This is a genomic window from Nocardioides sp. (assembly GCF_024509035.1).
In the GTDB taxonomy this organism is placed as follows: domain Bacteria; phylum Actinomycetota; class Actinomycetes; order Propionibacteriales; family Nocardioidaceae; genus Nocardioides.
Map to the genome: position 1 here is coordinate 1 of NZ_JANINT010000064.1, position 10,168 is coordinate 10,168.

Here is a 10,168-nt window from a genome sequence, read left to right on the forward strand (position 1 = left end):
GCCGGCGCCGACGCGCTCGCGACCGTCATCGTGATCGAGGAGGTCGCCCGGGCGTGCGCCTCGAGCAGCCTGATCCCGGCGGTGAACAAGCTCGGCTCGCTGCCGGTGCAGCTGGCGGGGTCCGAGGAGCTCAAGGCGAAGTACCTCGGCGCGCTGGCCCGCGGCGAGGGCGGGTTCTCCTACTGCCTCTCCGAGCCGGACGCGGGCTCGGACGCGGCCGGCATGAAGGCCCGGGCGGTCCGCGACGGCGACGGCTGGGTGCTCAACGGCGTCAAGCGCTGGATCACCAACGCGGGGGAGTCGGAGTACTACACGGTGATGGCCGTGACCGACCCCGAGAAGCGCAGCCGCGGGATCAGCGCGTTCGTCGTGGAGAGGTCCGACCCGGGCGTGACGTTCGGGGCGCCGGAGAAGAAGCTGGGCATCAAGGGCTCCCCGACCCGTGAGGTCTACCTCGACAACGTCCGGATCCCCGCCGACCGGATCATCGGGGCGGAGGGCACCGGCTTCGAGACCGCGATGCGCACGCTGGACCACACGCGGGTCACGATCGCGGCGCAGGCGGTCGGGATCGCGCAGGGGGCGCTGGACTACGCGCTGGGCTATGCCCAGGAGCGGCGCCAGTTCGGCAAGCCGATCAGCGACTTCCAGGGCCTGCAGTTCCTCCTGGCCGACATGGGCATGAAGGTCGAGGCCGCTCGCGGATGATGCGCGACGCCAAGATCACCCAGATCTACGAGGGCACCAACCAGGTCCAGCGCATCGTGATGGCCCGCCAGCTCCTCGCGGGGGTCCAGAGCAACCTCTGACGTCGGGTTCCGCGCCGCCGCCCCCGGGGGCGGCCCTTCATCGAACCTTCACGATGGCGGTCGGCGCCGCCTCACATTCGACGGCGACCGTGGGAGATGACACCACGGACGCCGGCGACAGGAGCTGAGGACGATGACGATCAACCGCAGGACGATGACGGTAGGGCTCGCGGGGCTCGCGCTGGTCGGCCTCACCACCGGCGGGATCGCCTGGGCGGGCGCCGAGGCGTCCGGGCCGGGCTGGTCGGGCTCGAGCGGCGTGCACTGTCCCGGTGGCCAGGCGATGGGGTTCGGCGACTCCTCGGCCATGACGGCTGCGGCGGACTACCTGGGGATCACGCCGACCGATCTCGTGGACCGCCTGCGCTCGGGGGAGTCTCTCGCGGACGTGGCCGCTGAGGAGGGGAAGACGGCGGCCGGGCTCAAGGAGGCCGTGGTGGAGACGATGAAGAGCCGCCTCGCCGAGGACACCGACCTCACCGCCGCACAGCGGACCGCGATGCTGGCCGTGCTCGAGAGCCACCTGGACGCCATGATCGCCGGCACCCACGTGGGTGGCCCGGGCTGGGACGACATGGGGGAGATGATGGGCGGCGGTTTCGGCATGATGGGTGGGCGCGGGGCGACTGGGGCGGCTTCGGTGGCGGCATGATGCGGTGACCGGTTCCCGCGGTCAGCCGGGAGGTGAGCATGCCCAAGGTCCTCGTAGTCGATGACGAGCCGCACATCCGGGCCGTGCTGCGCGGCTACCTCGAGGCGAGCGGCTTCGACGTCGACGAGGTGGCGGACGGGCAGTCCGCGCTGGACGCGGTCCGCCAGGGCGCGTCCGGGCCCGTGGACCTCGTGCTCCTGGACGTGATGATGCCGGGGGTCGACGGGCTCGAGGTGCTGCGTCGGCTCCGCACCTTCTCCGACGTGTGCGTCATCCTCGTCACCGCCCGCAGCGAGGAGGTCGACAAGCTCGTGGGGCTGGGCGTGGGCGCGGACGACTACGTGACCAAGCCGTTCAGCCCGCGCGAGGTGGTCGCCAGGGTGCAGACGGTGCTGCGTCGAGGTCGTGATCGCGGTGCGCAGGTCGCCGACGACGCGCGGCTCCACTTCGACGCGCTCACAATCGACCCGGCTGGTCGTGAGGTCATGACCCACGGGCGTGTGGTCGCCCTCTCGACGCTCGAGTTCGACCTGCTGGTGGCGCTGGCCCGGGCGCCCGGACGGGTCTTCTCCAGGCACCAGCTGCTCGAGCAGGTGTGGGGCTACGACTTCTACGGCGACGAGCGTGTCGTCGACGTCCACATCCGCAGTCTCAGGGCGCGCCTGGGTGACGACGCCACGGATCCCCACCTGATCGCGACCGTGCGCGGGGTCGGGTACAAGTTCGTCGGTCGCGCGCGATGAGGCTCTCGGCGCGACTGTTCGTCTCCTCGGTGGTCGTCCTGCTGGTGGGCGCGGCGGTGTCGTCGCTCACCGTCCGGCTCCTCGCCCCGCAGCTGTTCGACCGGCGGATGGGCATGATGGGGCCGGGCGTCGAGATGATGGGTGGTCACAGCGGGTCGAGCGTCCGGGCGGCGTTCGCGTCCGCCCTGAACACGGCCTTGGCGATCGGCGTGCTGGCCAGCATCGCCGCGGCCGCGGTCGTGGCCGTGCTCGTCACCCGCCAGGTGCTGCGTCCCCTCGACGCGGTCCGCGCGGCGACCCGACAGATCGCTGCCGGTCGCTACCAGGCCGACATCGCGCTGCCCTCGACCCCCGAGCTGGCCGAGCTCGCGTCGGACGTCAATGCCCTGGCCCATGCCCTGGCGGCGACCGAGTCCCGGCGCACCCGCCTGCTCGGCGAGGTGGCCCACGAGATGCGCACGCCGTTGACGTCGCTGGACGGGTACGTCGAGGGCATGATCGACGGGGTCTTCCCGGCCGACCGGAGCACGCTGGTGGCGGTCAGCGAGGAGCTGCGGCGGTTGCACCGGCTGGCCGACGACCTCTCGAGCCTGTCGCGCACCGAGGAGGGGCGTCTCGACCTGCAGCGCGTGGACGCCGACCTCGCCGACCTGGCACGGCGGGCCGCGTCGCGCCTGGCGCCCCAGTTCGAGGACGCCGACGTCCGGCTCGTCGTCGACGCCGCCGCACCGGTCCCGGTCCACGTCGACCCGGACCGGATCACCCAGGTGTTGACCAACCTGCTCGGCAACGCCCTGCTCGCGACCCCCGCCGGAGGGACCGTCACCGTCGGGGCGCGAGCGTCCGGGGGAGCGGCCGAGGTCGTCGTCAGCGACACGGGTGCCGGCCTGGCGGCCGCGGACCTCGAGCGGGTCTTCGAGCGCTTCTACCGTGCGCCCAGCGAGCGCCGGTCCCGCGGATCGGGCATCGGGCTCACGATCGCGCGCGGCATCGCCCGCGCCCACGGTGGCGACATCACGGCCGCCTCGGACGGCCCCGGGAGAGGTGCGCGCTTCACGGTGGCGCTGCCGGTGACCTCGGGCACGGGGGGAGATCGGCCCTCGGGTACGACCCCGTAGCGCCCCGGGTCAGGCATCGTGCACGTGCGGTCGGGTACCGGCGAGGGGTCGATGCGTGTCCGGTCGGACGAGGAGGTGGCGAGATGCCCCAGCAGCAGTGGAGCAAGAAGCGTGAGCGGCAGTACGACCACATCAAGGAGGGCCTCGAGGAGCGCGGTCGCTCCGAGGAGGAGGCGGAGGAGATCGCGGCCCGCACCGTGAACAAGGAGCGGGCTCGCAGTGGCGAGGCGGAGCAGGCCTCCCGCACCTCCACCGACGACATCTCCTCGTCGCGGCGCGGCGGCCTCCGCTCACACCGGGGTGCGGGCGGCCGCACCCGCGACCAGCTCTACGCCGAGGCCCAGCGCAAGAACATCAAGGGCCGCTCGTCGATGACGAAGGCCGAGCTGGAGCGAGCGGTCGGTCGCTGACGGTCCGGGGGAGCCAACGCCCCAGGGCGGCGCCGATCTCCTCGGCGGTGGCCGGCTTGGTCACGTAGTCGTTCATGCCCGCGGCCAGGCAGCGCTCGCGGTCGCCGGCGATCGCCGACGCGGTCATGGCGATGACCGGCAGATCGGGCCCGCCCAGGCCCTGCCGCCGGATCTCCGCGGTCGCCTCGTAGCCGTCCATCGCCGGCATCAGGCAGTCCATGAGAACGGCGTCGAACGACTCCCGTCGCAAGACGTCGAGAGCCTGGAGGCCGTCCTGCGCGATCTCGGTGTCGTAGCCGAGGTGCTCGAGGATGCCGGCGGCCACCAGCTGGTTGACCTCGCTGTCCTCGACCACGAGGATCCGGGCGCGCGCCGGCGCCGCCGTCGGAGCAGGTACCGGTGCCGGCGGCTCCGCCGCGGCGACGGCCGGCGACCACCGGGCCCGCTCGGGCTGGGCGAGCGCGACGGGCAGCGGCACCGTGAACCAGAAGGTGCTGCCGGCCCCGGGCCGGGAGTCGACGCCGATCGAGCCGCCCATGGCGGTGACCAGCTGACGGCTGATCGCCAGGCCGAGCCCGGTGCCGCCGAAGCGCCGGGTCGTGGAGGAGTCGGCCTGCGTGAAGGCGTCGAAGAGGTGCTCTCGCTGGTCCTCCTCGATGCCGATGCCGGTGTCGGTCACGGTGAAGCGGACCGCGGCCACGGCAGAGGTCAGGGGGTGGTCGAGCTGCGCCGACAGCAGGACCTCGCCGCTCGCGGTGAACTTGATCGCGTTGGAGGCCAGGTTGAGCAGCACCTGCCGGAGCCGGACCGGGTCGCCGTGGAGAGCTCGGGGGACGTCCGGGGCGCAGCGCACCCGCAGGCCGAGGCTCTTCTCGTGGGCCGGAGCCTCGACCAGTCCGGCCGTCTCGTCGAGCAGGCGGACGACGTCGAAGTCCACAGGATCGAGCTCGAGGTGGCCGGCCTCGATCTTGGAGAAGTCGAGGACGTCGTTGATCACCTGGAGCAGCGCGCTCCCAGCGACCTTCACGCCCTCGGCGTAGCGGCTCTGCTGGTCGTCGAGACGGGTCGTGAGCATCAGCTCGGTGAGCCCGAGCACGCCGTTGAGCGGTGTGCGGATCTCGTGGCTCATCGTCGCGAGGAACGTCGACTTCGCCAGCGAGCCCGCCAGCGCGGCGTCGCGCGCTCGCTCCAGCTCGAGCTCGGCCGCCTTGCGGGCGGTCGAGTCCGAGAGCGAGATGACGATGCCCTGGACATCGGGGTGGTCCAGCAGGTTGATGAACCGCCCCTGCACCCACGTGGTCCGGACGGGGACGGGCAGCAGCTCGGGGAGCAGCTCGAGCTCGGTCTGGACGACCTCGCCGGGCGCGGCGCGCGCCGCGGTCAGGGCGCGCTCGATGTCGTCGTACACGTGCGGCGCGAGCGCCCGGACGCTCGCGAGCAGGTTCCCGTCGCCCGACGCCTGCAGGAAGGCTTCCGCGCTGCGCGAGCAGAAGGTCACCTCGAGGTCCTCGTCCACGACGAGGACCGCGTCGACGGTGTTGTCGGCGAGCACGCGGAAGTACCGCCGGCTGCGGGCGGCCTCCGCGCGGGCCGAGCTCTCGGAGGCCAACAGCCTCGCCACCCTCAGCAGGGTGATGAGCAGCAGCGCACCCATGCCGATGTAGGGCACGTACAGCTCGCGCTGGTCGGGGTGGGTGATCAGGTTGAGCAGCGGCGGCACGCCGAGCGGCACCGTGGCGAGCAGCAACGGCAGCACCGACTGCGAGGAGTCCCGGACGTCGGTGGAGCCGGTCCCGCGGAGCGTGGTCTCGCGGGGGACGGCGCCGAGGGCCAGGAGGAGCATGCCGAGCAGCCAGCCGGTGTCCACCCAGCGCGGCGGATCGGTGCGCAGCACCACGGTGACCGCTCCGGTCGCCAGCCAGGTCGTCGCGCCGGCCGCCAGCAGCCAGCTGACCTTCGAGCGGCCACGACTGACGACGATCGCGCGCACCGTGAACATCACCAGGACGACGTCGGCGACCGGCGCGGAGAGCTCGACGGCCCGCTCGGTCGTGCTCTGCCCCCCGGCGTCGATGGTCGCCAGGGTCCACACGGTCAGCGCGCCGACCGTGATCAGCGCGGCCCCCTCGAGGACGGCGTCCACGCGGATGACCCGTCGGTCGCGCTGGGGGGCGAGCAGCTCGATGACCACCGAGCCGAGCAGGAGGTACCCGCCGAAGTAGGCCAGGGCGGTCAGCCAGGCGACCACCCCCATCTCGACCTCGCTGCCGGTGGCCACGGCCGTCACCTCGATGACGTCGCCGATGCTCGAGACGCTCACACCGACGGCGACCAGCAGCCCGACCCGGGTGAAGCGGCCGTGCGCGGCTCCTGCCCACCCGGCCGCGACCACCGCCGCGACGGCGATGAGGTAGGTCCGGTCCCCGAGGGGTCCGCCCGACTCGACGGCGAACAGGGCGATCGTGGCGCAGGCGACCGCGAGGGCCAACCCCACGGCCGCGTCTCCGACCCGCCTGGTCCCCATCGTCTCCCGGTTCCAGTCGATGATCCGGCCCCTCCGAGCCGGAGGCCTCGCTCCGCCTCGGAGCCACCCTCCTGTTCGGCCGGTGGGCGCAGCGCTGAAGGCATTTGCGGGCAAAGCCACCGTGGGTGCGTGTGGCACATCCCCCGTGGACCCGGCCGCTGGGCGTCCCCCGAAGGGGTGGTGTGCCACCTGGGGGCGACTGCGAGTATCGATGTGGCGGACGCCACGCGCGTCCGCCGTCCATCGTCCGAGGAGGTGCGAGATGGAGCACCGACGCGAGTCCACGGCCCGGCTCTTCGCGGAGCTGGAGGGGGCGACCGAGGGCGAAGCGCGAGCGATCCGCGACCAGATCGTGCAGATCAACATGGGCGTCGCGAGCGACTGTGCTCGTCGCTACCGAGGCCGTGGCGTGGCCACGGAGGACCTCGACCAGGTCGCCTACCTGGGTCTGGTCAAGGCCGTCCAGGCGTTCGACGCCGACCGGGGGTACGACTTCTTGTCCTTCGCCGTGCCGACGATCCGCGGCGAGGTGCGCCGACACTTCCGTGACCTCGGATGGGCGCTGCGCCCACCACGGTCGATCCAGGAGCTGCAGTCGCGGATCCTGGCCGCCGAGAGCGACCTCACCCAGGAGCTGGGCCGCTCGCCGCGACCCAGCGACCTGGCCAAGCACCTCGGCGTCGACCTCGAGCAGGTGCTCGATGCGCTCGGGGCCAGCGGCTGCTTCGCGCCCGCCTCGCTGGACGTGCCGGCGCTCGAGGGCGACGACTCGCTCGGCGAGCGCATCGGCGCCGAGGACCCGGCGTTCGCCACGGCCGAGGCGCGGGTCACGCTGGACGCCGTCCTGCGTGGACTGACGCCGCGGGAGCGGCGGATCCTCGAGCTCAGGTTCTTCGGCAACCGCACCCAGGCCGAGATCGGGGCGGACATCGGCGTCACCCAGATGCAGGTGTCGCGGCTGCTCAACCGGATCCTCGCCCGGCTCCGCGAGCGGCTGCTCGCCGACGCCGAGCAGGTCTCCTCCGACCGGGCGACCTCAGCCGCGTCGTAGCCGCAGCCGCTCGTCAGCTCGTCGGCGGCAGCTCCGACGCCCGGCCGGTGAACCGGGGCGCGCGCTTCTCCAGGAACGCAGCGACCCCCTCCTTGCCGTCGCCGATCGAGGAGTAGTACATCGCCAGCGAGTCCGAGAGGTGTGCCTCGAGCGGGTCCGCCGCGGCGCTGTTGCGGTAGAGCAGCCGCTTGGCCAACCCGAGCGCGACCGGGGATCGTCCGACCACGAACGAGCGCGCCAGGTCGTACGCCGCCGGCAGCAGGTCGTCAGGCTCGTGCACGCTGCGCACCAGGCGGCCGGCCAGCGCCGCGTCGGCCGTGAGGATGTCCGCGGAGTAGACCCACTCGAGCGCCTGCTGGATGCCGACGATGCGGGGCAGGAACCAGCTCGAGGCGGCCTCGGGGACGATGCCGAGCCTGCCGAACACGAACCCGATCCGGGCCGTGGTCGAGGCCAGCCGCAGGTCCATCGCCAGCGTCATGGTGGCCCCGATGCCGACGGCGGGGCCGTTGATCGCGGCGATCACCGGCTTGGGCAGGGCGTGGATGGCCAGCGTGACGCGACCGCCGGTGTCGCGGACGCCGTCGTGGTAGGGCGGCTGGTCGTAGGCCGAGCGGAACTCCTCCGGTGTGGGCCGCAGGGTCTCGTCCAGGCCGAACACGTTGCCCTCGACCGCGAGGTCCATGCCGGCGCAGAACGCGCGACCGGCCCCGGTGACGACGACCGCGCGGACGTCGTCCGCGAGCGCATCGGTGCGGAAGACCTCCTCGAGCTCGCGGGCCATCGTCACGTCGAACGCGTTCAGCTGGTCGGGCCGGTCGAGGGTGAGCGTGGCGATCCCGTCGTCGTCGATCGACCAGCGGAGGGTCTCGTAGCTCATCCGGTCACGCTCTTGGGGAGTCCGGTCGGGGTGCACAGGCTGGACGGGAGGTCGCCGGTCTTGTCCTCAATGATGTAGCGGAACATCTGCTTGGACCGCTCGGGGTCCCAGTGCACTGCGAGGTCGGAGATCGGGACCACGCAGCTCAGGCCGTTCTCGCCGTTGACGTGCGTCATCGACGAGGCCCACATCGCCGCGCGCAGCGGACTCGTGCCCTCGCCGAAGGCGAAGAAGTCCGGCACGGCGTTCGAGAGCCGCCAGTAGCGCACGGGGTTGAGCACGGTCCACGGGGAGACGACCTTGTCGCCGACCGCGGCCACGACCTCGCGCTGCCGCTTGACGCGGTCGATGTCGCCGATGTTCGAGGTGTGCCGCGACCGGGCGTAGCCGAGCGCGACGGTGCCGTCGGCCTCCTGGCAGCCCTTCTTCACGTGCAGGTTGGCGAGCTTGTCGTCCATGGCGGACTTGGGGCAGATCGTGATGCCGCCGACCGCGTCGACGACCCCGGCGAGCCCGCCGAGGCCGATCTCGACGTAGTCGTCGACGCGGATGCCGGTGTTCTGCTCGATCGTCTTGACCAGGAGCTTCGGCCCGCCGTACGCGTAAGCCGCGTTGATCTTGGTGGTGCCGTAGCCGGGGATGTCGACGAGGGAGTCGCGCGGCAGCGACATCAGCAGGTTCGGACCGTCGCCGGTGTGCAGCAGCATGATCGTGTCGGTGCGCTGGCCGGCCGCGTTGCCGGTGCCGAGCTTCTTGCGCTCCTCCGGGCTGAGGCCCGCGCGCGAGTCGCTGCCGACGAGGAGGTACGTCGTGCCCGGTTGGTCGTCGGGTCGCTTCCCGGACGGCTCGAAGTCGACCTTGTCGACCTTGCTCCAGGCCCACAGGGGCACGGCGACCAGGTAGACCAGCCACAGCGCGAGGAGCGCCAGCGCGATCCGCACCCAGAAACCCGGTCCCCGGCGCCGGCGAGGCGGCCGGGTGTCGCTGGGGGCGGGGGTGGGTGACGAGGGGGGCGCGCCTGGCGGCGGCGTCGCGCCGCCGGTCGGTCGCTGGCCGGAGCTCGGGGGCAGCGGACGGTCGGGGCCGGGCTGGCCGGGACGTGACTGGCCGGGGCGCGACTGGCCGGGGCGGGGCACGGTCGGCATCACCCGGGTCTCGTCGGGGCGGGGCTCGCGGTCCGGGTCACCGGATCCGCCGTACAGCCAGTGGTAGTCGGGCGTCCCGTCGCCGGGCTCGCCGTCCCCCCGGGGGCGATCGGTCATGCGCCGACGCTACCGTGCGGCCAGCTCCGACCAGGACTCCGCGATGCCGTCGGCGAGGACCTGCAGGTCCGGCATGGACTCGTGGTCGCCGGTGAGCCCGAACGTCAGCGCGTCCCGGTAGGAGAGCATGGCGACCCCGACGCGCAGGTGGTCGGCGATCGGCACCCAGGGGACCAGCGAGCGCACCGGGCGGCCCAGGCAGTAGAGCTCCATCGGCGGCCCGGGGACGTTGGTGGTGACGGTGGTGACCTGGTGCTGGGGGAGGCGCCAGGCTGCGCGCAGGCCCCACGAGACGAGCGGGAAGGGGCCGAGCTCCGCTGCCGAGGTGATCGCCACCCCGCCCTCGGGTTGGTGGGCCGCGCGGAGCCGGCGCAGCCGCCGGTGCACGGCGTGCAGGCGCTCGAGCGGGTCGGCGACGTCGACCGGCAGGTAGGGCAGCAGCAGCGAGACCTGGTTGTCGGTCACCGACTCCGTGCCGCGCTCCCGCGTCGAGACGGGCACCAGCGATCGGACCATCCGGGCCGTGGGCTCCTCGCCGCGTGCCAGCAGCAGCTGTCGGAACCCGCCGGCGATGGCGGCGAGAGCGACGTCGTTGACGGTCGCGCCGCACCGGCGGCGTACGTCGGCGACGTCGGACATGCGCGTCTCGATCCAGACGAACCGCCGGTCGGCTCCGATCGGTCCGAGCAGCGAGGACGCCTGCACCGGCCGGGACGCCC

At 72.7% G+C, this 10,168-nt stretch carries 9 protein-coding genes and 1 pseudogene; 6 read left to right on the forward strand and 4 right to left on the reverse strand.

What is annotated here, in order from left to right; all coding sequences use genetic code 11:
• The 5 genes and pseudogenes from Q0L15_RS05760 to Q0L15_RS05780 form a co-directional block, all read left to right on the forward strand.
• A pseudogene (locus tag Q0L15_RS05760) lies at nucleotides 1-809 on the forward strand (acyl-CoA dehydrogenase family protein); the annotation flags it as partial.
• 133 nt (nucleotides 810-942) lie between these two features.
• Entirely contained in the window at nucleotides 943-1,461 is a 519-nt protein-coding gene (locus tag Q0L15_RS05765; RefSeq protein WP_296602883.1) for a hypothetical protein, read from the forward strand.
• Nucleotides 1,462-1,499: 38 nt separating this feature from the next.
• On the forward strand, nucleotides 1,500-2,204 hold the full coding sequence (locus Q0L15_RS05770) for a response regulator transcription factor (protein ID WP_296602885.1): 705 nt from the start codon (nucleotides 1,500-1,502) through the stop codon (nucleotides 2,202-2,204).
• Nucleotides 2,201-3,322: a HAMP domain-containing sensor histidine kinase gene (locus tag Q0L15_RS05775; protein WP_296602886.1), complete on the forward strand. Its 1,122-nt coding sequence runs from the start codon at nucleotides 2,201-2,203 to the stop codon at nucleotides 3,320-3,322. Before Q0L15_RS05770 ends, Q0L15_RS05775 begins: the two co-directional genes overlap by 4 nt.
• Before the next feature lie 83 nt (nucleotides 3,323-3,405).
• Nucleotides 3,406-3,732, forward strand: a complete 327-nt coding sequence (locus Q0L15_RS05780; RefSeq protein ID WP_296602887.1) for a plasmid stabilization protein — start codon at nucleotides 3,406-3,408, stop codon at nucleotides 3,730-3,732.
• Here Q0L15_RS05780 and Q0L15_RS05785 read toward each other — a convergent pair.
• The gene (locus tag Q0L15_RS05785) at nucleotides 3,677-6,226 is read right to left on the reverse strand and encodes a PAS domain-containing hybrid sensor histidine kinase/response regulator (protein ID WP_296602888.1); all 2,550 of its coding nucleotides are present in this window, start codon (nucleotides 6,224-6,226) and stop codon (nucleotides 3,677-3,679) included. The genes Q0L15_RS05780 and Q0L15_RS05785 overlap by 56 nt on opposite strands.
• Before the next feature lie 292 nt (nucleotides 6,227-6,518).
• Between Q0L15_RS05785 and Q0L15_RS05790 the strand changes: the two genes are divergently transcribed.
• Nucleotides 6,519-7,307 (forward strand): SigB/SigF/SigG family RNA polymerase sigma factor, encoded by a 789-nt coding sequence (locus Q0L15_RS05790; protein WP_296602890.1) that lies wholly within the window; start codon nucleotides 6,519-6,521, stop codon nucleotides 7,305-7,307.
• Between the two features lie 13 nt (nucleotides 7,308-7,320).
• Here Q0L15_RS05790 and Q0L15_RS05795 read toward each other — a convergent pair whose 3' ends face one another.
• From Q0L15_RS05795 to Q0L15_RS05805, 3 genes are all read right to left on the reverse strand, one after another.
• Nucleotides 7,321-8,187: a crotonase/enoyl-CoA hydratase family protein gene (locus Q0L15_RS05795; RefSeq protein ID WP_296602892.1), complete on the reverse strand. Its 867-nt coding sequence runs from the start codon at nucleotides 8,185-8,187 to the stop codon at nucleotides 7,321-7,323.
• The gene (locus tag Q0L15_RS05800) at nucleotides 8,184-9,449 is read right to left on the reverse strand and encodes an LCP family protein (protein ID WP_296602894.1); all 1,266 of its coding nucleotides are present in this window, start codon (nucleotides 9,447-9,449) and stop codon (nucleotides 8,184-8,186) included. The genes Q0L15_RS05795 and Q0L15_RS05800 overlap by 4 nt, the downstream gene beginning before the upstream one ends.
• 9 nt (nucleotides 9,450-9,458) lie before the next feature.
• On the reverse strand, nucleotides 9,459-10,168 hold a 710-nt coding region (locus Q0L15_RS05805), incomplete at its 5' end, for a WS/DGAT domain-containing protein (RefSeq protein WP_296602895.1).

What these genes read in the sequence shown, in the direction of transcription:
- Q0L15_RS05765 (WP_296602883.1), top strand. Translation starts at nt 943, where the DNA reads ATGACGATCAACCGCAGGACGATGACGGTAGGGCTCGCGGGGCTCGCG.
- Q0L15_RS05770 (WP_296602885.1), top strand. Translation starts at nt 1,500, where the DNA reads ATGCCCAAGGTCCTCGTAGTCGATGACGAGCCGCACATCCGGGCCGTG.
- Q0L15_RS05775 (WP_296602886.1), top strand. Translation starts at nt 2,201, where the DNA reads ATGAGGCTCTCGGCGCGACTGTTCGTCTCCTCGGTGGTCGTCCTGCTG.
- Q0L15_RS05780 (WP_296602887.1), top strand. Translation starts at nt 3,406, where the DNA reads ATGCCCCAGCAGCAGTGGAGCAAGAAGCGTGAGCGGCAGTACGACCAC.
- Q0L15_RS05790 (WP_296602890.1), top strand. Translation starts at nt 6,519, where the DNA reads ATGGAGCACCGACGCGAGTCCACGGCCCGGCTCTTCGCGGAGCTGGAG.
- Q0L15_RS05795 (WP_296602892.1), bottom strand. Translation starts at nt 8,187, where the DNA reads ATGAGCTACGAGACCCTCCGCTGGTCGATCGACGACGACGGGATCGCC.
- Q0L15_RS05800 (WP_296602894.1), bottom strand. Translation starts at nt 9,449, where the DNA reads ATGACCGATCGCCCCCGGGGGGACGGCGAGCCCGGCGACGGGACGCCC.